The 21,543-nt window shown below is 71.8% G+C and carries 25 protein-coding genes; 10 read left to right on the top strand and 15 right to left on the bottom strand.

The genetic code is table 11. The features are described 5' to 3' along the window. Window positions 1-22 precede the first annotated feature (22 nt). From AB0898_RS25005 to AB0898_RS25015, 3 genes are all read right to left on the bottom strand, one after another. Complete coding sequence (locus AB0898_RS25005; protein ID WP_366805208.1) at window positions 23-814, bottom strand: LppX_LprAFG lipoprotein; 792 nt, start codon at window positions 812-814, stop codon at window positions 23-25. A gap of 144 nt (window positions 815-958) precedes the next feature. Then, on the bottom strand, window positions 959-1,183 hold the full coding sequence (locus tag AB0898_RS25010) for a hypothetical protein (protein WP_366805209.1): 225 nt from the start codon (window positions 1,181-1,183) through the stop codon (window positions 959-961). Continuing rightward, window positions 1,165-1,329 carry a hypothetical protein gene (locus tag AB0898_RS25015; RefSeq protein ID WP_366805210.1) on the bottom strand — a complete coding sequence of 55 codons (165 nt, stop codon included), beginning with the start codon at window positions 1,327-1,329 and terminating at the stop codon, window positions 1,165-1,167. The genes AB0898_RS25010 and AB0898_RS25015 overlap by 19 nt, the downstream gene beginning before the upstream one ends. Window positions 1,330-1,397: 68 nt before the next feature. On the opposite strand from AB0898_RS25015, the gene AB0898_RS25020 reads away from it, so the two are divergent. Continuing rightward, the gene (locus tag AB0898_RS25020) at window positions 1,398-1,718 is read left to right on the top strand and encodes a hypothetical protein (RefSeq protein ID WP_366805211.1); all 321 of its coding nucleotides are present in this window, start codon (window positions 1,398-1,400) and stop codon (window positions 1,716-1,718) included. A gap of 28 nt (window positions 1,719-1,746) precedes the next feature. On the opposite strand, the gene AB0898_RS25025 is transcribed toward AB0898_RS25020, so the two are convergent. The 3 genes from AB0898_RS25025 to leuA form a co-directional block, all read right to left on the bottom strand. Continuing rightward, window positions 1,747-2,064 carry a DUF3052 family protein gene (locus tag AB0898_RS25025; RefSeq protein ID WP_366805212.1) on the bottom strand — a complete coding sequence of 106 codons (318 nt, stop codon included), beginning with the start codon at window positions 2,062-2,064 and terminating at the stop codon, window positions 1,747-1,749. 223 nt (window positions 2,065-2,287) lie between these two features. After that, window positions 2,288-2,956, bottom strand: a complete 669-nt coding sequence (locus AB0898_RS25030; protein ID WP_366805213.1) for a TerB family tellurite resistance protein — start codon at window positions 2,954-2,956, stop codon at window positions 2,288-2,290. A gap of 201 nt (window positions 2,957-3,157) precedes the next feature. Continuing rightward, on the bottom strand, window positions 3,158-4,879 hold the full coding sequence (gene leuA / locus AB0898_RS25035) for a 2-isopropylmalate synthase (protein WP_366805214.1): 1,722 nt from the start codon (window positions 4,877-4,879) through the stop codon (window positions 3,158-3,160). Between the two features lie 334 nt (window positions 4,880-5,213). Here leuA and AB0898_RS25040 point away from each other — a divergent pair, with 334 nt between their 5' ends. The 5 genes from AB0898_RS25040 to AB0898_RS25060 are packed head-to-tail and all read left to right on the top strand — an operon-like array spanning window position 5,214 to window position 9,143. Beyond that, window positions 5,214-6,281 carry a M4 family metallopeptidase gene (locus tag AB0898_RS25040; protein ID WP_366805215.1) on the top strand — a complete coding sequence of 356 codons (1,068 nt, stop codon included), beginning with the start codon at window positions 5,214-5,216 and terminating at the stop codon, window positions 6,279-6,281. Window positions 6,282-6,302: 21 nt separating this feature from the next. Continuing rightward, window positions 6,303-6,569, top strand: coding sequence for a protealysin inhibitor emfourin (locus tag AB0898_RS25045; protein ID WP_366805217.1), 267 nt, complete (start codon window positions 6,303-6,305; stop codon window positions 6,567-6,569). Window positions 6,570-6,628: 59 nt separating this feature from the next. Further along, complete coding sequence (locus tag AB0898_RS25050) at window positions 6,629-7,381, top strand: SDR family oxidoreductase (RefSeq protein ID WP_366805218.1); 753 nt, start codon at window positions 6,629-6,631, stop codon at window positions 7,379-7,381. 50 nt (window positions 7,382-7,431) lie between these two features. Further along, the gene (locus tag AB0898_RS25055; RefSeq protein WP_366805281.1) at window positions 7,432-7,773 is read left to right on the top strand and encodes a MerR family transcriptional regulator; all 342 of its coding nucleotides are present in this window, start codon (window positions 7,432-7,434) and stop codon (window positions 7,771-7,773) included. Between the two features lie 53 nt (window positions 7,774-7,826). After that, entirely contained in the window at window positions 7,827-9,143 is a 1,317-nt protein-coding gene (locus AB0898_RS25060; RefSeq protein WP_366805219.1) for a GH1 family beta-glucosidase, read from the top strand. 14 nt (window positions 9,144-9,157) lie between these two features. On the opposite strand, the gene AB0898_RS25065 is transcribed toward AB0898_RS25060, so the two are convergent. Then, on the bottom strand, window positions 9,158-9,916 hold the full coding sequence (locus tag AB0898_RS25065; RefSeq protein ID WP_366805220.1) for an SDR family oxidoreductase: 759 nt from the start codon (window positions 9,914-9,916) through the stop codon (window positions 9,158-9,160). Between the two features lie 147 nt (window positions 9,917-10,063). Here AB0898_RS25065 and AB0898_RS25070 point away from each other — a divergent pair, with 147 nt between their 5' ends. Next, entirely contained in the window at window positions 10,064-10,993 is a 930-nt protein-coding gene (locus tag AB0898_RS25070) for an AraC family transcriptional regulator (protein WP_366805221.1), read from the top strand. Between the two features lie 14 nt (window positions 10,994-11,007). Here AB0898_RS25070 and era read toward each other — a convergent pair whose 3' ends face one another. Next, a complete protein-coding gene (gene era / locus AB0898_RS25075) occupies window positions 11,008-11,961 on the bottom strand; it encodes a GTPase Era (RefSeq protein WP_366805222.1) in 954 nt (317 codons plus the stop codon). 206 nt (window positions 11,962-12,167) lie between these two features. On the opposite strand from era, the gene AB0898_RS25080 reads away from it, so the two are divergent. Next, window positions 12,168-13,457 carry an ammonium transporter gene (locus tag AB0898_RS25080; RefSeq protein WP_366805223.1) on the top strand — a complete coding sequence of 430 codons (1,290 nt, stop codon included), beginning with the start codon at window positions 12,168-12,170 and terminating at the stop codon, window positions 13,455-13,457. Beyond that, entirely contained in the window at window positions 13,454-13,792 is a 339-nt protein-coding gene (locus AB0898_RS25085) for a P-II family nitrogen regulator (RefSeq protein WP_361107238.1), read from the top strand. Before AB0898_RS25080 ends, AB0898_RS25085 begins: the two co-directional genes overlap by 4 nt. 242 nt (window positions 13,793-14,034) lie before the next feature. Here AB0898_RS25085 and AB0898_RS25090 read toward each other — a convergent pair whose 3' ends face one another. Together AB0898_RS25090 and AB0898_RS25095 are read right to left on the bottom strand one after the other, a co-directional pair. Further along, the gene (locus tag AB0898_RS25090; protein ID WP_366805224.1) at window positions 14,035-14,385 is read right to left on the bottom strand and encodes a cytidine deaminase; all 351 of its coding nucleotides are present in this window, start codon (window positions 14,383-14,385) and stop codon (window positions 14,035-14,037) included. Next, complete coding sequence (locus AB0898_RS25095) at window positions 14,382-15,197, bottom strand: helix-turn-helix transcriptional regulator (protein WP_366805282.1); 816 nt, start codon at window positions 15,195-15,197, stop codon at window positions 14,382-14,384. The genes AB0898_RS25090 and AB0898_RS25095 overlap by 4 nt, the downstream gene beginning before the upstream one ends. A gap of 187 nt (window positions 15,198-15,384) precedes the next feature. Here AB0898_RS25095 and AB0898_RS25100 point away from each other — a divergent pair, with 187 nt between their 5' ends. Then, window positions 15,385-16,815, top strand: a complete 1,431-nt coding sequence (locus AB0898_RS25100) for an MFS transporter (protein WP_366805225.1) — start codon at window positions 15,385-15,387, stop codon at window positions 16,813-16,815. 46 nt (window positions 16,816-16,861) lie between these two features. Here the strand turns inward: AB0898_RS25100 and AB0898_RS25105 are convergent, their stop codons facing one another. From AB0898_RS25105 to AB0898_RS25125, 5 genes are all read right to left on the bottom strand, one after another. Then, window positions 16,862-17,221 (bottom strand): MmcQ/YjbR family DNA-binding protein, encoded by a 360-nt coding sequence (locus AB0898_RS25105; RefSeq protein ID WP_366805227.1) that lies wholly within the window; start codon window positions 17,219-17,221, stop codon window positions 16,862-16,864. Further along, a complete protein-coding gene (locus tag AB0898_RS25110) occupies window positions 17,218-18,516 on the bottom strand; it encodes a hemolysin family protein (protein ID WP_366805228.1) in 1,299 nt (432 codons plus the stop codon). The genes AB0898_RS25105 and AB0898_RS25110 overlap by 4 nt, the downstream gene beginning before the upstream one ends. 9 nt (window positions 18,517-18,525) lie before the next feature. Next, window positions 18,526-19,023 carry an rRNA maturation RNase YbeY gene (gene ybeY / locus AB0898_RS25115; protein ID WP_199583750.1) on the bottom strand — a complete coding sequence of 166 codons (498 nt, stop codon included), beginning with the start codon at window positions 19,021-19,023 and terminating at the stop codon, window positions 18,526-18,528. A gap of 12 nt (window positions 19,024-19,035) precedes the next feature. After that, window positions 19,036-20,106, bottom strand: coding sequence for a PhoH family protein (locus AB0898_RS25120; protein WP_366805229.1), 1,071 nt, complete (start codon window positions 20,104-20,106; stop codon window positions 19,036-19,038). A gap of 278 nt (window positions 20,107-20,384) precedes the next feature. After that, window positions 20,385-21,539 (bottom strand): carbohydrate kinase family protein, encoded by a 1,155-nt coding sequence (locus tag AB0898_RS25125; RefSeq protein ID WP_407078399.1) that lies wholly within the window; start codon window positions 21,537-21,539, stop codon window positions 20,385-20,387. Window positions 21,540-21,543: the final 4 nt, after the last annotated feature.

Raw genomic sequence — 21,543 nt, forward strand, 5'->3', positions numbered from 1 at the left:
ACCACCGGAGCGGCCGGGCGGCTCAGCCGGTCAGCACGCCGCTGGTCCCGCCGACCGGCACGGTGTCCGCCGGCTTGGGGGCGGTGACATGGACCGGCTCGCCGAAGCCGGAGAGGTTCATGGTGGCGGTCATCTTGGCGCCCGCCAGGACGACGGTCAGGCGGGTGCGGACGAGGCGGCCGTGGCCGTCGATCCACGCGTCCGCGAAGACGGGGAGGTCCTCGCCGAGGATGTCGCGGGCCTGGTTCACCTGCTCGCGGATGTCCTTGGCCGCGCGCAGCATGAGCGTGGCGTTGTCCAGTGTGCCCCGGTAGTGGACGGTGCGGACGCCGTGGATCTTCTCCTCGCCCTCGCGGGAGACCTGGCGCATCGCGGCGATCTGGCGCAGCACGTGCTCGGGGTCGTTGAGCGGGGCGCGCAGCAGATAGTGGGCCTCGGCCTTGTCGCGCGGGATGGCCGCCCAGGAGTCTTCCCGGAGGTCGGGGGCGCCGTTGAAGTAGATCCTGCCGTCCGCGAAGACCTCGTCGGCGTGGGCGACGCCGCCTTCGGGGAAGTCTACGGCGAGCCGGCCCTTGTCCCCGGCGAAGTCGAAGCCGCCGGAGACGGAGATGACGTAGGCCTCGCCGCCGCCGGATATCTCTATCTCCTGGTCGACCCGGGCGGTGTCCTTGCCGAGGGCGGCGGTGGCGGCGCGCACGGGGGCGCCGGGCTGTGAAGTGGCCTTCCCGGCACCCGACTTGCCCCCGTCCCCGGAAGCGGCACAGCCCGCGCACAGCAACGCGGTGGCGGCGGCGAGCAGCAGGGGACGGCGCATCAGGGCTCTCCGGGGACTCGGAACATGGAGGCCGCCAGTGCCCTCACGGCTCCGCCTCTTACCGCGATCTTACCCGGCACCCCACGCCGTCCTCCCTGGTCAACGGGGGCGCGAAACGGCACCCGCACCCCGGCCCCCATCGGCTCAGACGCGGCCGAAGAACAGGCTGCCCGGCGCGTCCGGGTCGTTCGAGAGGAGGTGCTCGCGGATCGTGCGGATGAACTCCTGACGGGAGATCACGCCGTCCCTGTCGGTGACGTCGAAGACGACATGGCCGCCGCCGTCCGTCACGTCGAGCCGGCTGGTGTCGATGGCCGCGAGCCGGTTGGCCGCGATGAACTGGTCCTTCGTCAGCCGGTCCGCGTCCACGTCTGGTAGTCCGCCCACTCCAGGCAGCCGTCGCGGTCGGCGTCGAGGGCGTCGAACGAGCGCTCCGGCTTGACGGTGATGACGTCCTGCGCGGTGGTGGTCGTGGACCGGGCCCTTCCGTGATCTTGTCCCGATCCAGTGATCACCCCACCCGCAGCCACCGGGCCGCCCTAATCCGCTTTACGGCACACTCCCGCCCCGCCAAGCTGGTGCCATGCCTCGCAGACTCATGTTCGTGCAGCTCAAGACGGGTTACGACACCGACCGCGGGCCGTCGTGGATCGGCTGGGTGGAGTTCTCGAAGACCTGGAGGACGGCGTACTTCCAAGGGCGGACCCTGCGGCGGGGCACCGGTCTCGGTCTGGCCGACGCGAACTTCTACGACGTCGACACGGACGACACCTTCTGGCTCTCGGGCCCGAAGCGCGACCGCACCGACACCCGGTACGGGCCGGACGCACCGACCGTGGAGCCCGACGCAGCGGCCGCCTACCAGGCGTTTCTCCGGGGCGACCCGCTCCCGGAGCCCCGGTGACGGCCAAAGTCCCCACGTACGCCGCGCGTCAGCGGCGGGCGCCCGGTACCTCCAGGCGGGTGCCGTTCCAGTCGCCGGCCGCCGGGACGGCCGCGCGCTGGACGGCTCCCGCGGTCACCGCGCCCTCGGTGATGTCGCCCGGCTCCAGATGACCGTCGCGGCCCGTCTTCGGGGTGAGGAGCCCGATGGCGCCGCCGTCCGCGAGCCGGCTCAGCGCGTCGGAGAGGGCGTCCGCGACGTCACCGTCACTCTCGCGCCACCACAGCAGCACCACGTCGGCGACGACCTCGCTGTCCTCGTCGGCCGTCATCACCGCGCTGCCCGCCGCCCTCCGGGGCAGCCTCACCGCCGCGTCACTCCTCTCCGCCGCCGTCGCGCCGCGCGCTCCGCTGGAGGCGTCGCCGGGCGAGCTGTCACGGTGAGCCGCACGGCCCCGCTCCCTTCCCCGCTGGGCCCGTCGGAGACGGCACGCCGGATGCCCCGACACGGAGAACCGGCGGCGGATGCTTCACCCAACTGCCGAAGCGGGCCCGGCCCCGGCGGCGGTGACCACGCGGCGCCCCGCCACCTCAGAACCGCTGCCGCGCCTCCTCCAGCAGCCGCCCCGTCTCCCCCGCGTCCAGCAGCAGGGCCGCGCCGATCGCGGTCAGGGCGCCGCGTTCCGCCGGGGTGTAGGGGCCGTCCGCGAGGGCGATGCGGGCCGCGTCCAGGAGGAGGGCCTCGCGGCCGGGGGCGGCGAGGTGGGGGGCCAGGGGGTCGAGGGTGGTGTGGAGTTCGAGGGCGAGGCCCGCGCCGTAGGGGCCGGCCGCGTCGGCCAGGGCGGCCAGTTCCTCCTCCGCGCAGTCCTCGACGCCGCCCGCGCGGACGGTGGCGACCGCCTTGGCGACGGGAGCGCGGGAGGCCGTGCCGCCGGCGACCAGGACCGCGAGGGCGACCGTGTGGACCGCGTCCCGCAGCATCACGGACAGCCGGCGCGAGGTGGGATGGTCGAGGGCGTCGAGGCCGTAGTGGTGCTGGCAGGCCGCGCACTCCACCACCGGGCCGGTCTCGCCGCGCGAGAGGACGGGGACGCCGAGGAGGGTCAGCCGGACCCGGCCCGTCATCCGCTGGTAGTTGCGGTCGCCCCCGCAGCCGGGGCAGAAGAACTCGCCATCCCCGGCCGGAGTCCAGGTGGTGCGGGTGCCCAGGATGCGCGCAGCCCTGGCGGCACGGCCGTCTCGTCCCCGTACTGGCAGCACGTCGCACCTCCGCGCGTAACGACGCGGCAACATCGCCGCGCTGGCGTGATGTTAGCCACACTGCGGAGCCCGAGTCAGTACCTCGAACGAGACCGGCCCATTACGCCGCGTGAGGTACGGCTGATAAACGAGGGCGCCCTGGCCGTCGTACACAGGTCGTATACGACGGCCCGGGCGCCGAAAGGCCCGGTCAGCGGTGGGTCAGCGGGTCGCGCGGTTCACCGCGGAGACGACCGCCTTCAGCGACGCACGTGTCGTGTTCGCGTCGATGCCGATTCCCCACAGAACCTTGTCGCCGATCGCGCACTCGATGTAGGAGGCCGCCTGCGCGGAGGCGCCCTCGCTCATGGTGTGCTCCTGGTAGTCCAGCAGGCGTACGTCCACGCCGACGGACTGCAGCGCGTCGAAGAAGGCCGAGATCGGACCGTTGCCCGAGCCGGTCAGGACCGTGTCCGCGCCGTCCACGGTCGCCTCGACGGTCAGCGTGTCCACGCCGTCGGTGTCCGTGGTCGACTGGCCCGTGCGCACCTGGACGCGGCCCCACGGGTTCTCCGGGTTCGGCAGGTACTCGTCCTGGAAGACCGCCCAGATGTCGCGCGGCGTGATCTCCCCGCCCTCGGCGTCCGTCTTCGCCTGGATGATCTTCGAGAACTCGATCTGCATCCGGCGCGGCAGTTCCAGCTTGTGGTCGTTCTTCAGGACGTACGACACACCGCCCTTGCCGGACTGCGAGTTGACCCGGATCACGGCCTCGTAGGAGCGGCCCACGTCCTTGGGGTCGATGGGCAGGTACGGCACCGCCCACTCGATGTCGTCGACCGTGACGCCCTTGGCCTTGGCGTCGGCCTCCATGGCGTCGAAGCCCTTCTTGATGGCGTCCTGGTGGGAGCCGGAGAAGGACGTGTAGACCAGGTCGCCCACGTACGGGTGGCGCGGGTGGACCTCCATCTGGTTGCAGTACTCCCACGTACGACGGATCTCGTCGATGTCGGAGAAGTCGATCTGCGGGTCGACGCCCTGCGAGAACAGGTTCATGCCCAGGGTGACCAGGTCGACGTTGCCGGTGCGCTCGCCCTGCCCGAACAGACAGCCCTCGACGCGGTCGGCGCCGGCCATCAGCGCCAGTTCGGCCGCCGCGACCGCGGTGCCCCGGTCGTTGTGCGGGTGCACGGACAGGACGACGTGCTCGCGGCGGGAGAGCTCGCGGCCCATCCACTCGAAGCGGTCGGCGTGCGTGGACGGGGTCGAACGCTCCACCGTGGCGGGCAGGTTGAGGATGATCTCGCGGCCCGGACCCGGCTGGTAGACGTCCATCACCGCCTCGCAGACCTCCAGCGCGAAGTCCAGCTCGGTGTCGGTGAAGATCTCCGGGCTGTACTGGTAGCCGAACTCGGTCTCGGGGCCCAGCAGCTTCTCCGCGTACTCCATCACCAGGCGGGTGCCGTCCACGGCGATCTGCTTGATGTCGTCCTTGGAGCCGCGGAAGACGACCCGGCGGAAGACGGGGGCCGTCGCGTTGTACAGGTGGACGGTCGCGCGGCGGGCGCCCTTCAGGGACTCCACGGTCCGCTCGATCAGGTCCTCGCGGGCCTGGGTCAGGACGGAGATCGTCACGTCCTCGGGGATCGCGCCCTCTTCCTCGATGATGGAGCGCACGAAGTCGAAGTCGGTCTGGCCGGAGGCCGGGAAGCCGACCTCGATCTCCTTGTACCCCATCCTGACCAGCTGGTCGAACATGCGGCGCTTGCGCTCGGGGGACATCGGGTCGATCAGCGCCTGGTTGCCGTCGCGCAGGTCGGTGGAGAGCCAGCGGGGGGCGGTGGTGATCCGCTTCTGCGGCCAGGTGCGGTCGGGGAGGTCGACCTGGTCGTACCGGCCGTACTTGTGGGTCGGCATGGGGCTGGGCTGCTGGCGGTTCGCCATGATCGCGTGGGCTCCTCGGAAAAGTCCGGACGGACGGCCGACGACGCAACGCCAGAGCACCGCGGGGAGGGGGTCGGCCTTGTCTACAGGCCCTCGCCGCGGCAGCTAAGGAGAAGCAGCCCGAATCGCATGATGCTGGGCAGCCTAGCCGAGCCGTTCCGGACGTGCCGGGGCGTATCAGCATGCGGAACCGGAGCGGGGAGCGGCCATCGAGGCGGCCATATCGACGTCCATACCACTTCGTGACGCGGAGTGACGACTTACATCACCGCATTTCATCCATCACGGTGGCAACTAGTGACTTTGATGTCACGCAGTGCAAGCATTTCCAGGTATGAGCACCCACGGGGACTTCGAGCCCGTCTTCTGCACGATCATCCCGCCGCACCTTCTCGACAAGCTCGCCCAGGACTCCGACCCGAGCGTGTCGGGCCCGGCCCGCCGCTCCCTGGAGCACGACGCGTTCGAGCGCACCCGCCGCCGGCTGACCACCGTCGTCGGCGCGACCGCCGTCGAACCGCACGGCGCCGCCGCCGACAAGCCGCACCGCACGATCTACGACGCCCGGCACACCCAGAACCTGCCCGGGCACCGGGTCCGCGCGGAGGGCTCCGAGCCGGGCTCCGACGCCACCGTCAACCGCGCGTACGCGGGGCTCGGCGCCACCTTCGAGCTGTATCTGAAGGCGTACGGCCGCCACTCCATCGACGACGGCGGGCTGCCGCTGAAGGCGACCGTGCACTTCGACAAGGACTACGACAACGCCTTCTGGAACGGCGAGCAGATGGTGTTCGGCGACGGGGACGGCGAGATCTTCCTCGACTTCACCATCCCGGTGGACGTCATCGGCCACGAACTCACCCACGGCGTCACGCAGTACACCGCGAACCTCGCCTACTTCGGCCAGTCCGGCGCGCTCAACGAGTCGCTCTCCGATGTCTTCGGCTCGCTGATCAAGCAGTACACGCTCGGCCAGACCGCCGCCGACGCCGACTGGCTGATCGGCGCGGGCCTGCTCGCTCCGCGCGTCACCGGCAAGGCGCTGCGCTCCATGAAGGAACCGGGCACCGCCTACGACGACGACGTCCTCGGCAAGGACCCCCAGCCCGCCGACATGGAGCACTACGTCCACACCGGCCGGGACAACGGCGGCGTGCACATCAACTCCGGCATCCCCAACCGCGCGTTCTACCTGGTCGCCTCCGCCATCGGCGGCTACGCCTGGGAGAAGGCCGGACAGATCTGGTACGACGTGCTGACCGGCGGCGCCCTCGAACAGGACGCCCAGTTCGGCGACTTCGCCACCCTCACCGTGAAGGCGGCCCGCGAGCGGTTCGGCGCGGGGGCGGAACTCCAGGCCGTGGAGAAGGCGTGGGAGGAGGTCGGGGTGCACACGCTCTAGTTCCGTACTAGACAGGTCCTCATGCGTATCCAAGTACGGCGCACGGGCGGCTTCGCGGGCATCGAGCGGCGGGCCGAGGTCGACACCTCGGGCCGCCCCGACGCGGCGGAACTGCACACCCTGGCCGAACGGGCCCTCGCCTCCGCGCCCTCCACCCCGCCGCCCGGTGTACCGGACGGCTTCCACTACGAGATCACGGTGGACGGCCGCACGATCCACGCCGCCGATCCCCGACTGTCCCAGGCGCAGCGGGAGTTGGTGTCGCGGGTGCTGAAGGAGGGCGCGTGAGAAGGCGGATCGGCGTCGCTTGACCTTGTCGTTGGCGGCAGGGTCGGACGATGTGCGGCATGAGGGACACCACACGTCACAGGATCGTCGTCGTCACCGGGGCCGGTACCGGGATCGGGCGCGCCACGGCCCGCGCCTTCGCCGCCGAGGACGCCCGGGTGATCGCCGTGGGGCGGCGGCCCGGGCCGCTCGGCGAGACCGCCGCCGGGGACGCCCGGATCACCCCGCTGCCCGTCGACATCACCTCCGAGGGCGGACCCGAGCGGATCGTCCGGGCCGTCCTCGAAGCACATGGGCGACTGGATGTGCTGGTGAACAACGCGGCCGTCGTGCGCGGCGGCGCCCTCGGCACGCTCACGCCGGACGCGGTCGCCGCCCAGCTCGCCACCAACCTCACCGCCCCCGTCCGTCTCACCCAGGCCGCGCTGCCCGCGCTGGAGGAGGCGCGCGGGGTGGTCGTCAACGTCAGCACGTCGGTCGGTCAGCGGGCGTGGCCCGGGAACTCGGTGTACGCCGCGACCAAGACCGCCCTGGAGACCCTCACCCGAAGCTGGGCGGTGGAGCTGGCGCCGCACGGGGTGCGGGTGGTCGCGGTCGCCCCGGGCGCGATCGACACCCCCATCGGGGTGCACCAGGGACTCACTCCGGAGCGGATGGCCGCCGTACGGGAGTGGCAGCTCGCCCACACCCCGCTGGGCCGTGTCGGACGTCCGGAGGAGGTGGCCTGGGTGATCGCCCGACTCGCCTCCCCCGACGCCTCGTTCGTCACCGGGGTGGTCCTCCCCGTGGACGGCGGAGCGGTCGTGGCGTGAGTCGCCACGCGGGGCGTCGCATGGTAGGAGTGGGCCCGGAGGTGACGCGGGTGCGGATCGGTGAACTGGCGGGGAAGACCGGGACGACCGCCCGCGCGCTGCGCCACTACGAGCAGGCCGGGCTCATCTCCTCCGAGCGCGCGCCCAACGGTTACCGCGTCTACGACTCCCGGGCGGTGACCCGCGTCCGCAACATCCGCCATCTGCTGGCCGCCGGGCTCACCCTGGACGACGTACGGGTCTTCCTGCCGTGCCTGGACGGCGACCTGCCCACGGCACGGCCCTCCGAGAAGGGCCTGCGGGTCGCCCGGGAGCGGCTCGCCGTCCTGGAGGCGCGCATCGCAGCCCAGACCGAGGCACGCGATCGTCTCGCGGCGGCGCTGGCGCGGTGAACTCCCGTGCGCGGGCGTTGACTTGACGGGTGGGCGGTACGGATGATCCCCGCATGGCGACTGACGCGCGCGGTCCTGTGCCCGGGTTTCCCGACGGGTTTCTGTGGGGGGTGTCCACCTCGGCGCATCAGATCGAGGGGGCGGCCGGGCTGCGGGAGCCGTCGGTGTGGGACGTGTTCACGGCCGAGCCGGGGCGGGTGAAGGACGGGTCGACGGCGGCGGTGGCCTGCGACCACTATCACCGCTGGCCGGAGGACGTGGCGCTGCTCGCGGACCTCGGCGTGGACGCGTACCGGTTCTCCGTCTCCTGGCCGCGCGTCGAGTCCCCGGGCGGACTGGACTTCTACGACCGACTGGTGGACGCGCTGTGCGCGGCGGGCGTGCGGCCGGTGCCGACGCTGTTCCACTGGGATCTGCCCGCCTCGCTGGACTGGCTGGAGCGGGACACCGCGTACCGGTTCGCGGATCACGCGGCCCGGGTGGCGGAGCGGCTCGGGGACCGGGTGGAGCAGTGGATCACGCTCAACGAGCCCGCCGAGCACACCCTGCTGGGCCACGCGCTCGGCATCCACGCCCCGGGCAGGCAGCTGCTGTTCGACGCGCTCCCCGCCGCCCACCACCAGCTCCTGGGCCACGGTCTCGCGGTACGCGCCCTGCGCGCGGCCGGTGCGACAAGCATCGGCATCGCCAACTCCCACGGCCCGACCTGGCCCGCCTCCGCCGACCCGGCCGACCAGGAGGCCGCCGCCTTCTACGACCTGCTGCTCAACCGGATGTTCGCCGACCCCGTCATCCTCGGCCACTACCCGGACGGCATCGGGGAGTTGATGCCGGGCGACACCGAGGAGGACGCCCGGATCATCGGGGAGCCGGTGGACTGGTACGGGATCAACTACTACGCGCCGACCCGGGTGGGCGCCCCCGAGGGCACCGACACCGAGTTCGGCGGCGTCACCGTCCCGGCCGAACTCCCCTTCTCCCTCAAGGAGATCGAGGGCTACCCGGTCACCGACTTCGGCTGGCCCGTCGTACCCGAGGGCCTCACCGAGCTGCTCACCGGCTTCCGGGGCCGCTACGGCGACCGGCTCCCCCCGGTCGTCATCACCGAGAACGGCTGCTCGTACGAGGGCCTCGACGACCAGGACCGCATCACCTATCTGGACGCCCACGTCCGCGCCCTGCACGGCGCGCTGACCGCCGGCGTCGACGTGCGCGGCTACTTCGTGTGGTCCCTGCTGGACAACTTCGAGTGGGCCGAGGGGTACGCCCGCCGCTTCGGTCTGGTCCACGTGGACTTCGCGACGCGGGAACGCACCCCGAAGGCGTCGTACCGCTGGTACCGGGAGCTGCTGCGCGGCCTGCGCGCCTAGCGGAGCCTGCGCGCCTAGAGCTCGTAGCCGCCGGACACCTCGATGTTCTGGCCGGTGACCCAGCGGCTCTCGTCGGAGACCAGGGCGGCGATCAGCGCGCCGACGTCCTCGGGCTCGCCGACCCGGCCGAACGCGGTGCGCGCGGCGAGGGCCGGGATGACCTCGGGGAAGCGGGCGAAGCCGTCGTCACCGAGGCGGGTGCGGGTCGGTCCGGGCGAGACGGCGTTGACGCGGATGCCGCGCGGGGCGAACTCCTTGGCCATGTACCGGGTCAGCACGTTGAGGCCGCCCTTCAGGGCCGCGTAGGCGGAGTAGCCGGGTTCCGGGGCGGCGGCCGTCGCCGAGCTGCTGCTCGTGTTGACGATCGCACCCCCGTCGGCCATCAGCGGGAGCAGCTTCTGGGTCAGGAAGTACGGGCCCTTCAGCAGCACCCGCGCCAGGAGGTCGAAGGTGTCCTCGGTCATGTCCTCGATCAGGGCGGACTGGGCGAGTCCGGCGTTGTTCACCAGGTGGTCGAACGTGTCCCGCCGCCAGGTGTCGCGCAGCACGCCGGCCACGCCGTCCCGGAAGGCGTCGAACGTGCCGGACGCGCCGAGGTCCAGCGGCAGCGCGACGGCCGTGCCGCCCTCCTTCTCGACGGCGGCGACGGTGTCGAGCCCGCCCTGCCGGTCGCGGCCGTAGGTGAGGACGACACCGATACCGCGCTTGGCGATCTCGACGGCGGCGGCGCGTCCGATGCCGGAGCTGGCTCCGGTGACGAGGGCGATCTGCATGGGATTCCTCCAGGAGTGCGGGCCGATGGACTTCCTTCTTCCATTAGGCGCCTCTGACCTGCGGAAACATAGAACGATCCTCTTGCGCACCTGCACGATCCTCGCGTAGACGGGAGCCGGGGCGGCCGGAGGTGCTGCAATGGCGGTATGCGGGACGAGAGAGGGACGCAGGCACTGCTGGAGGAGCTGCGCGCTCTGCTGGAGCGGCATGTGCGGCCCGACTGGACCACGGCCGTCGAGGGCGTGCTCATCTCCCGGGTCGACCGCTCCGACCCCCCGGAGCCCTCGATGTCGGGGACCGTGCTGGCGGTGATCGCCCAGGGTGCGAAGCAACTGGCCCTGGGTGAGCGGGTGTTCACGTACGGCGCCGGGCAGTATCTGGTGGCGTCGGTCGATCTGCCGGTGACGGGGCACTTCATCCGCGCGGACCCCGGCCATCCGGCCCTCGGCTTCGGCCTCACCCTGGACCCCTCGGCCGTCGCCGAGCTGCTGCTCCGGGCGGCCCCCGGAGATCTCCCCCGCCCCGCGCAGGGCACCCCGTCGGGAATCGCCGTGAGCGACGCGCCCGCCGAGCTGCTCGACGCGGTCGTACGGCTGCTGCGCCTGCTGGACGAGCCCCGCGACCGGGCCGTACTGGCACCGCTGGTCAAGCGGGAGATCCTGTGGCGGCTGATCACCGGGGAGCAGGGCGCCACGGTACGCCAGCTCGGTCTGCCCGACAGCGGGCTCAGCCATGTCTCACGCGCGGTCGGCTGGATCCGGGAACACTACGCGGAGCCGTTCCGGGTGGCGGACGTGGCGCGGCTGTCGGGGATGAGCGTCTCGGCGTTCCACCGCAACTTCCAGGCGGTGACGGCGATGAGCCCCATCCAGTTCCAGAAGCAGATCCGCCTCCAGGAGGCGCGGCTGCTCCTCGCGACGCACCCCGGCGACGTCACGGGGGTCGGCCGGCGGGTGGGCTACGACAACCCGTCGCAGTTCAGCCGCGAGTACCGTCGGCAGTTCGGGGCCCCGCCGAGCCGGGACGCGGCACGCCTGCGGGAGGCGGCGCGGAGCCCGGCGGGGGTGCTGACGTAGCGACCGGGCGTCCGTCAGAAGCCGAGCTTGCGGAGCTGCTTGGGGTCGCGCTGCCAGTCCTTGGCGACCTTGACGTGCAGGTCGAGGAAGACGGGCGTGCCGAGCAGGGCCTCGATCTGCTTGCGGGACTTGATGCCGACGTCCTTCAGGCGCTTGCCCTTGGGACCGATGATGATCCCCTTCTGGCTGGGGCGCTCGATGTAGACGTTGGCGTGGATGTCGAGCAGCGGCTTGTCGGCCGGGCGGTCCTCGCGGGGCAGCATCTCCTCGACGACCACGGCGATGGAGTGCGGCAGCTCGTCGCGCACGCCCTCGAGCGCGGCCTCGCGGATCAGCTCCGCGATCATGACCTGCTCGGGCTCGTCGGTGAGGTCGCCCTCGGGGTAGAGCGCCGGACCCTCGGGCAGCAGCGGGACGATCAGGTCGGCCAGCAGGCCCACCTGCTGGCCGCCGGTCGCCGACACGGGCACGATCTCGGCCCACTCGAAGCCCAGCTCCTTGCCGAGCTGGTCGATGGCGATGAGCTGCTCGGCGAGGGTCTTGGAGTCGACCAGGTCCGTCTTGGTGACGATCGCGACCTTGGGCGTCTTCTTGATCCCGGCCAGCTCCTTGGCGATGAACCGGTCGCCGGGGCCGATCTTCTCGTTCGCCGGGAGGCAGAAGCCGATCACGTCGACCTCGGCCCAGGTGGTGCGCACCACGTCGTTCAGCCGCTCGCCGAGCAGCGTGCGCGGCTTGTGCAGGCCGGGGGTGTCCACCAGGATCAGCTGGGCGTCGTCGCGGTGGACGATGCCGCGCACGGTGTGCCGCGTCGTCTGCGGCTGGTTCGCGGTGATCGCGACCTTCTGCCCGACGAGAGCGTTCGTGAGGGTGGACTTGCCCGCGTTGGGGCGGCCCACGAAGCACGCGAAGCCTGCGCGGTGGACGTGGTCGCCCGACCGCTCGGATGACTGGGTACGAACGCTCATGCCGACCATTCTCCCTGATCCTCGGAGCGGCGCCGCACGGGCGGGTGCGGGGGTCCGGTGCGGGGGCGCGGTACGGCCGGACATCGCGGCCCTCGTCCTTGGGTGTCACGCTCCGAAACATCACGGTAACGCCCTTGTAGGCGACCGGAAACGCGGACCGGTGACCCTCTGACGAGCCCGCGCCCCCCTTCCCGCTGGAGACGCCCGTGTCCCTCGCCGCCGCGCACGCCGACTCCGGCGACACCGCCTGGCTGCTCGCCGCCACCGCCCTGGTCCTGCTGATGACCCCGGGTCTGGCCCTCTTCTACGGCGGCATGGTCCGCGCGAAGAGCGTGCTGAACATGCTGATGATGAGCTTCGTGTCCATCGCCCTGGTCACGGTGGTGTGGCTGGCGGGCGGCTACTCGCTCGCGTTCGGCGCGGACCTGGGCGCGGGCCTGCTGGGCGGCCTGCGCGAGGCGGGCATGGCCCACATCGGCCCGTCCTCGCTGCACGGCACGGTCCCCACCCTCCTCTTCGCGACCTTCCAGCTCACCTTCGCGATCATCACGGCGGCGCTGATCAGCGGGGCGGTGGCGGACCGGACGCGGTTCCCGGCGTGGCTGGTGTTCGTGCCGCTGTGGACGCTGCTCGTATACGTTCCGGTCGCGCACTGGGTGTGGGGTCCGGGCGGCTGGATAGGCAGCGGCGGCCTGGGGGCGCTGGACTTCGCGGGCGGGCTGCCGGTGGAGATCACCTCGGGGGCCTCGGGGTTCGCGCTGTGTCTGGTCCTCGGCCCGCGCCTCGGCTTCAAGAAGGACGCGATGCGCCCGCACAACATCCCCTTCGTCGTACTGGGTGCCGGTCTGCTCTGGTTCGGCTGGTTCGGCTTCAACGCGGGCTCCGCGCTCGGCGCGAACGGGCTCGCCGCGGCGGCCTTCCTCAACACCCTCGCGGCCGGCTGCACCGGCCTCCTTGGCTGGCTCCTGGTCGAGCAGAAGCGGGACGGCCATCCGACGACGCTCGGCGCGGCCTCGGGCGCGGTCGCGGGGCTTGTCGCCATCACCCCCGCCTGCGGGGTCGTCTCCCTGCTGGGCGCGCTGGTGGTCGGGCTCGCGGCGGGCGTCGTCTGCTCGTACGCCGTGAGCTGGAAGTTCCGGCTGAACTACGACGACTCCCTGGACGTGGTCGGCGTCCATCTGGTCGGCGGGATCATCGGCACGCTGCTCATCGGGGTCTTCGCGGACCGGGCGCTGACCGGCGGGGCGGAGGGGCTGCTGCACGGGGGCGGGTTCGCGCTGCTCGGCCGGCAGTCGGTGGCGGTGCTCGCCGTGGGCGCGTACGCCTTCGCGATGACGTACGGCCTCGGGAAGCTGTTGGACCGGCTGATGGGCCTGCGCGCGAGCGAGGAGCACGAACGGACCGGCCTCGACCTTACGGTGCACGCCGAGACCGCCTACGATCACGGGGTCCTGGGCCATGGCGCCCCCGTCCGGAAGGCCGGCACCCCCGCATGAAGCTCATCACCGCCGTCGTCAAGCCCCACCGCCTCGACGAGGTCAAAGAAGCACTCCGCGCCCTCGGCATCCACGGCCTCACCGTCACCGAAGCCAGCGGCTACGGCCGCCAGCGCGGCCACACCGAGGTCTACCGGGGCGCGGAATACCAGGTCGACCTCGTCCCCAAGGTCCGCCTCGAAGTCCTGGTCGAGGACGCGGTGTCCGACGACGCGATCTCGGCGGTGGTGGAAGCGGCACGGACCGGGCGCATCGGGGACGGCAAGGTGTGGGCGGTACCGGTGGAGACGGTGGTACGGGTACGGACGGGCGAGCGGGGGCCTGCGGCGCTCTGACCAAGCCTGCCCACCCGCCCGCCCTTACCCCTGCTCAAGCCCAAGCCAACGGCTGACGCCGGTCAGGCAGCGAGCGGCGGCAACGCCCGGACGGACTGCTCAGCTCACGTCGGCGGCTGACGCCGGTCGAACAGGGAGGGGCGGCAGTGCCGGGGCCTTTCTCACCCACCCGAGCTGCGACTCCGTGACGGTGCCCTCTTCAGTCTCCCGAGACGGGTGGGTGTGGTGGGCAAAGTGGGGCCTCAGGTGGAGGAGACGGTCAGGTGGACGACTCCGTCGGGGGCGGCGAGCAACACCGGCGTGCCCGTGCCTCCCAGGTCGGCGACTGCGGCGAGGTCCGCCGGGGCGACCGCCACCGCTTCCGACACCACCGCCGCCGCCTCTAGAGACCTCGCCCCGGAAGCCACGGCCATGGCGACGGCCGTGCGCAGCGCGCTCAGGGACAGGGACGGGAGTTCCACGGAGCCGGCGACGTACGTACGCCCGGTTTCGTCGCGTACCGCCGCCCCCTCGGCGACGCCGTTCCGCGCCCGTACCGACCGCGCCAGCGTCACGATCTTCCGGTCCTCAGGATCAAGCTCGTTCTCGCTCATGCCCCGAGCATACGAACCGCGGAACCCTCCCCCGCCAGCCACTCCAGCTTGGCCGCGGTGTCCGCCTCGTCCAGCGGGGTGTGCATCACGACGAGGAGGTCGGGGCGGGCGGGCACCTGCATCGCCGTGGACTCGACGACGAGCCGCCCGGCGACGGGGTGTTCCAGTTCCTTGCGGATCTGCCCCTGGTCCTCGATGTCCCGCTCGGCCCAGATCCGGCGGAACTCGGGGCTGGCCGCGCCGACTTCGGCGAGGACGGCCTGGAAGCCCTCGTCGTCGGGGCAGCCGGCGTACACCGCGCGGAACTGCGCGACGACCGTGCGCGCGTTCCGCTCCCAGCTCCGGTTGCGCGACCGGTAGAGCGGGTCGGTGAAGAAGTCGACCAGACAGTTGCCGGGAGTACCTCCGCGCCCCATGCCGAACACCACGGCGGCCGCGTGGTTGAACATCACGCAGTTGTAGTAGCGGTCCATGATGTGCGCCGGATACGGCATCCAGGTGTCGATCAGCCGCCGCAGCCCCTCGCACATGTCCCGCCGGTCCGGGACGACTTGGGGCGGGGGCGGGTTCAGCCCGGCGAGCAGATAGAGGTGCCGCCGCTCGGCGTCGCTGAGCCGCAGCACCCGCGCGACCGCGTCGAGCACCTGCGGGGAGACGGAGATGTCCCGCCCCTGCTCCAGCCACTGGTACCAGGACGCGCCGACGCCCGCGAGCACGGCCACCTCCTCGCGCCGCAGCCCGGGCGTACGGCGCCGCACGCCGCCCGCCGGCAGCCCCGCCTCCTGGGGGCTCACCCGGGCGCGCCGGCTCATCAGGAACTCCCGCAGCTCGGTGCGCCGTTCACTTCTCGCCGTACCCGTGCCCGTACCCGCACTCGTGCCCGTACCCGTGCCCGCAGGCGCCACGTGCCGCTCCCCCGTCGTCGCCGTGTCTGGTGGTGCCACCACCACCATAAGTTCCGACTCCCCGCGTTTCTTCCCGCGCCCGCAAGCTCGTGCCATGGCGATCGACACGACCACCGAACCGAACCGTCCCGCAAGCGAACTCCCCGCCCCCGCAAGCCCCGTACGGCTGTCCCCCCACGACAAGCTCGTCCTCTTCGTCCTGTGCGCCGCCCAGTTCATGGTCGCCCTGGACTTCTCCGTCCTGAACGTGGCCCTCCCCCGCCTCGGCGAAGACCTCGGCATGAGCCGTACCGCCCTCCAGTGGGCCGTCACCGCCTTCGCGCTGCCCTCCGGCGGCTTCCTGCTGCTGTTCGGCCGCGTCGGCGACCTCTACGGCCGCCGCAAGCTGTTCCTCGGCGGGCTCGGCCTGTTCGGCGCGGCCTCGCTGCTGGCGACGCTGGCCTGGAACCCCGAGATCTTCCTCGCCGCCCGCGCGCTCCAGGGGCTCGGCGCTGCGGCCATCGTGCCGACCGGCATGTCCCTGCTGACGACCACCTTCGCGGAGGGCCCGGCCCGCGACCGCGCGCTCGGTGTCTCCGGCGCCCTGCTCTCCCTCGGCTTCACCACCGGCATGATCGCGGGCGGCGTCCTCACCGACACGCTCGGCTGGCGCTCCACGATGGCCCTGCTCACCATCGTCACGCTGCTCGTACTGCCGCTGGCCCCCGCCCTGCTGCCGGAGTCCCGCACCGCCGCGCACCGCCATCTGGACGTGCCCGGCGCGGTCACCGTCACCGGCGGACTGCTGTCCCTGATCTACGCCCTCTCCAGCGCCGCCGACCGCGGCTTCGGCCACGCCGACGTGCTGGTCTGCCTGGTCGCGGGGCTCGCCCTGCTGGCCGGGTTCACGATGATCGAGTCCCGTACCCCCGCCCCGCTGGTCTCGCTGCCGATGCTGCGCCGCCGCACGGTGGCGTGGGGCAACCTGGGCGGTCTGGTCACCTTCTCGATGATGTCCGCGGTCATCTTCGTGCTGACCCTGTATCTCCAGGAGATCCTGGGCCTGTCCGCGTTCGAGACCGGGCTCGTCTTCGGCGTGCAGGGCGTCCTGTCGGTCGTCGCGGGCACTCTCGCCCCCAAGGTGATCGGCCGGCTGGGCGCCCCGCGCACCCTGGTCGTCTCGCTGGCCGGTCAGGGCGCGCTGGTGGCGACCCTGCTCCTGCTGGACACCGGCTCCTGGTCGGCATGGCTCGCCACCGCCGCCGTGTCGCTGGCGAGCGTGTGCCACCTCGGCGCGATCGTCTCGTACGGCCTGACCGTCACCTCGGGCGTCCCGGACACCGAACAGGGCCTGGCCACGGGCCTGGTGACCTCCACCCAGCAGGTCGGCGTCACGGTCGGCATCCCGCTCCTCGGCAGCCTCGCCGCCGCCTCCCCGGACCTGCTCTCCGGCGTCCACACCGTGCTGGGCCTGGACGCGGCGATCGTGCTGGCGGCCGCCGCACTGGTGGGGGCGGGGCTGCGCCGGGGACGGGCGGGGGCCTGAACACCCCCCGTACGCCGGGCCGGTTGGGGTCCGGAACCCCCTGCCGTCACGGGCGGTCGAGCCGCAGCCGCTCCGCCCGTGGCAGTCCGGCCACGACCAAGTCGTAGGAATCCTCGACCAGTTCACGCAGGACGGCGTCCGGGAGGGCGCCGTCCGCCGTGACGGTGTTCCAGTGGCGCTTGTTCATGTGCCAGCCGGGGACGATCAGTTCCTCGTGCTCGGTGCGGAGCCGGACCGCGTCCTCCGGGTCGCACTTGAGGTTGACCGTCAGGGGCCGCGCGCCCAGGTTCGTCAGGGCGAACATCTTGCCCAGCACCTTGAAGACCGAGGTCTCCGGGTTGAACGGGAAGTCCTCCACGACCGCGTTGAAGGACAGACACAGGGCGCGCAACTCCTGGGGCTTCACTCGGGTTTCTCCTCCCGGGCCCGGCTTCCGGCGGGCTCGACCAGCACCGTCACGATCTTGTTCCGGCGGCCCGCCGCGGCCTCCGCCGTGAGCTTCAGGCGCCGCTCGTCGGGGAGTTCGACCTCGGCCGAGGCGCCGGCGATGGGGACACGCCCGAGCGCCTTGGCGAGCAGTCCGCCGACGGTCTCCACGTCCTCGTCGTCGTACTCCTCCAGGCCGTACAGCTCGCCGAGGTCGGTGATGTCCAGGCGGGCGGTGACCCGGTAGCGGCCGTCGCCCAGCTCCTCCACGGGCGGCAGCTCGCGGTCGTACTCGTCGGTGATCTCGCCGACGATCTCCTCCAGGATGTCCTCGATGGTGACGATCCCGGCCGTGCCGCCGTACTCGTCGATCACGACGGCGACGTGGTTGCGGTCCTTCTGCATCTCGCGCAGCAGGTCGCCCGCGTTCTTGGTGTCGGGCACGAAGACGGCGGGGCGCATCGCGGTGGAGACGAGGTCGTTCTCGGCGTCGCGGTTGATGTGCGTCTTGCGGACCAGGTCCTTGAGATACACGATCCCGACGATGTCGTCCTCGCTCTCGCCGGTGACCGGGATGCGGGAGAACCCGGAGCGCAGGGCGAGGGTGAGGGCCTGACGGATGGTCTTGTACCGCTCGATGACGACCAGGTCGGTGCGCGGCACCATCACCTCGCGCACCAGGGTGTCGCCCAGCTCGAAGACGGAGTGCACCATGCGGCGCTCCTCGTCCTCGATCAGCGACTCCTGCTCCGCGAGGTCGACCATCGCGCGCAGCTCCGCCTCGGAGGCGAACGGGCCGCGCCGGAAGCCCTTGCCGGGGGTGAGCGCGTTGCCGATGAGGATCAGCAGCGAGGGGATCGGGCCCATGATCCTGGCCAGCGGCAGCAGGACGTACGACGCGACCGTGGCCGTGTTCAGCGGGTGCTGGCGGCCGATGGTGCGCGGAGAGACGCCGACGGCGACGTACGACACGAGCACCATCACCGCGATGGCGATCAGCAGGGCTTCCCAGGTGTCCGGGAACTCCCGCAGGCAGGCGTACGTCACGAGCGCGGCCGCCGCCATCTCGCAGGCGACGCGGACCAGCAGGGCGACGTTGAGGTAGCGGGTGGGGTCGGCGGCGACCTGGGCGAGCTTGGCACTGCCCCGGCGGCCGGACTTGACGGCCTCCTCGGCGCGGAAGCTGGAGACACGGGCGAGGCCCGCCTCCGCGCAGGCGGCGAGCCAGGCCACGACAATCAGCGCGATCGCGCCGACCACGATCTGCGGACTCATGTGTCCCGCCTACGAGACGGTCGGCGCCGGGGACGGCCCGGTCATCCCGCGCTCGGCGCGCCAGCCGTCCACGATGGCGGCCTGGAGCCCGAACATCTCGGCCTTCTCGTCGGGCTCCTCGTGGTCGTAGCCGAGGAGGTGCAGGACGCCGTGGACGGTGAGCAGCTGGAGCTCCTCGTCCATGGAGTGCTGGGTCGGCGCGTCCTTGCCCTGCTGGGTGGCGACCTCGGGGCAGAGCACGATGTCGCCGAGGAGGCCCTGCGGGGGCTCGTCGTCGTCCTTGCCCGGCGGACGCAGTTCGTCCATCGGGAAGGACATGACGTCCGTCGGCCCCGGCAGGTCCATCCACTGGATGTGCAGCTGCTCCATGGCGTCGGCGTCCACGACGATCACCGAGAGCTCGGAGAGCGGGTGGATGCGCATCCGCGCGAGCGCGTAGCGGGCGATGTCGAGGATCGCCTGCTCGTCTACCTCGGTGCCGGACTCGTTGTTGACGTCGATCGACATGGTGGTGCTGGTCTACTTCCCCTTGTGTCCGGCGTTGCCGCGACCGTGTCCCTTGCGGGCGCCGTTCTCGGTGCCGTGCGTGCTGTCGTACTGCTCGTACGCGTCGACGATACGGCCCACGAGCTTGTGCCGGACGACATCCTGCGACGACAGCCGCGAGAAGTGCACGTCCTCCACGCCCTCCAGGATCTCCTGCACCTGCCTGAGGCCGGACTTGGTGCCGTTCGGCAGGTCGACCTGCGTCACGTCACCGGTGATGACGATCTTCGAGTCGAAGCCGAGGCGGGTGAGGAACATCTTCATCTGCTCGGGGCTGGTGTTCTGGGCCTCGTCGAGAATGATGAAGGCGTCATTCAAGGTACGGCCGCGCATGTACGCCAGCGGGGCGACTTCGATGGTCCCCGCCGCCATCAGTCTCGGGATGGAGTCCGGGTCGAGCATGTCGTGCAGGGCGTCGTAGAGGGGGCGCAGGTAGGGGTCGATCTTCTCGTAGAGCGTGCCGGGGAGGAAGCCGAGGCGTTCGCCGGCCTCCACCGCGGGGCGGGTGAGGATGATCCGGTTGACCTGCTTGGACTGCAGGGCCTGGACCGCCTTGGCCATGGCCAGGTAGGTCTTGCCGGTGCCGGCGGGGCCGATGCCGAAGACGATCGTGTGCTTGTCGATCGCGTCCACGTAACGCTTCTGGTTGAGCGTCTTGGGGCGGATGGTGCGGCCCCGCGAGGACAGGATGTTCTGCGTCAGCACCTCGGCCGGGGTCTCCGGGCCGTCGCTCGTGCCGTTGTCGCTCGCCTTGAGCATGGCGATCGAGCGTTCCACTGCGTCCTCCGTCATCGGCTGCCCGGTGCGGAGCACGAGCATCATCTCGTCGAACACACGCTGGATGAGGGCCACTTCCGCCGGGTCGCCCGTCGCGCTGATCTCATTGCCCCGGACATGGATGTCGGCCGCCGGGAAGGCCCTCTCGATCACGCGCAGCAGGGAGTCGCCGGACCCCAGCACGGTCACCATGGGGTGCTGGGCGGGAATGCTGATCTGCGCTCGCGCCCGCTGCGCGGAAGTCTGAGCTGTGGGTGTCTGAGTCATGGGCCGGCGCTCAGGGCCTGCGAATCCTCCTCATCACGGCCACCCATCCAAGGACGGCCTCGCACTGTCCAGAGTACGACGGGGCCCCGACAACCCCGCAGCGGTTTTCCTCCGGTTGGGGGGTGGGGGGCCGGTGCCCTGGGCTCCGACGGCGGCCTGTCCCTCCGGGGGCGATTCCGCTGCGCGGGGCAGCGGGGTGGGGCTGAGGGCGGCCGATGAGGTACGGGGGCTGCCCTCGCGGACACGATCCCGCTGCGCGGCACAGCGGAATCGCCCTGCTACGCCGACCGGCCGAAGCCGATCGTCGGGACTGCTCGGCGGAGGGGCCAGGGGCGGTCCAGGTGGGGTGGGACCAGGGCGTCGAGGAAGGCGTAGCGGTGGAGGGGGGTGGGGTTCTGGGCGGGCAGGGACTGGACTCGGCGCCACCAGGCGCCGATCTCGGACCAGCCGGGGGCGGACAAGGAGCCGCCGAATTCCTGGACGGAGAGGGCGGCCGTCAGGCCGGCCAGGGCGAGGCGGTCGGCCAGGGGCCAGCCGGCGAGGGTGGCTGTGACGAAGCCCGCTACGAAGACGTCGCCCGCGCCCGTGGGGTCCAGCGCCTCCACCTCGATCGCGGGGACCTCGGCCGTTTCCCCCGTGCGGCGGTCCACCGCGTAGGCGCCCTCCGCGCCGAGGGTGACGACGGCGAGCGGGACGTGCGCGGTCAGGGCGTGCGCGGCCGCGCGGGGGCTGCTCGCGCCGGTGTACCGCATCGCCTCCTCCGCGTTGGGGAGGAACGCCTCGCAGTGCTCCAGGTCGGCCAGCCCGGCGAGGTCCCACGCGCCCGTGTCGTCCCAGCCCACGTCCGCGAAGACGCGGGTGCCGCGCCGGGCGGCCTGGGCGATCCAGGGGGCGCGGATGCCGGGGGTCAGCGAGGCGATCGCCGCGCGGGCGGACGGCGGGCAGTCGGGGGCCGGTTCCTCCGGCGGCGGCTCGTGACCGTGGGAGATCATCGTCCGCTCGCCCTCGTACGCCATGGAGACCGTCACCGGCGAGTGCCACCCCGGCACCGTGCGGGACGCGCTGAGGTCGATGCCCTCGCCCTGCGCGAGCGCGTCCCAGCAGTAGTCCCCGTAGTGGTCGTCCCCGAAGGCCGCCGCCAGCGAGGTGCGCAGGCCGAGCCGGGCCAGCGCGGCGGCCATGTTGGCGACCCCGCCGGGGCTGGACCCCATCCCCCGCGCCCAGGACTCCGTACCCCGCACGGGCGCGGAGTCCAGGCCGGTGAAGACGATGTCCAGGAAGACCGTGCCGGTGAGATAGACGTCGAAGGGCGGATCGCCGGGCGCGCGCAGGCCGGCCAGCGGGTCGACCTGCGCCTGGCGGCGCGCTGCCTGCGTGAGGTGTTCCGGTTCTCCTCCGGCTTCCTCTCCGGCGGTCGCGGGGGACGGGGTCACGGCG

It is taken from the genome of Streptomyces sp. NPDC005435 (assembly GCF_040703155.1).
GTDB lineage: Bacteria > Actinomycetota > Actinomycetes > Streptomycetales > Streptomycetaceae > Streptomyces.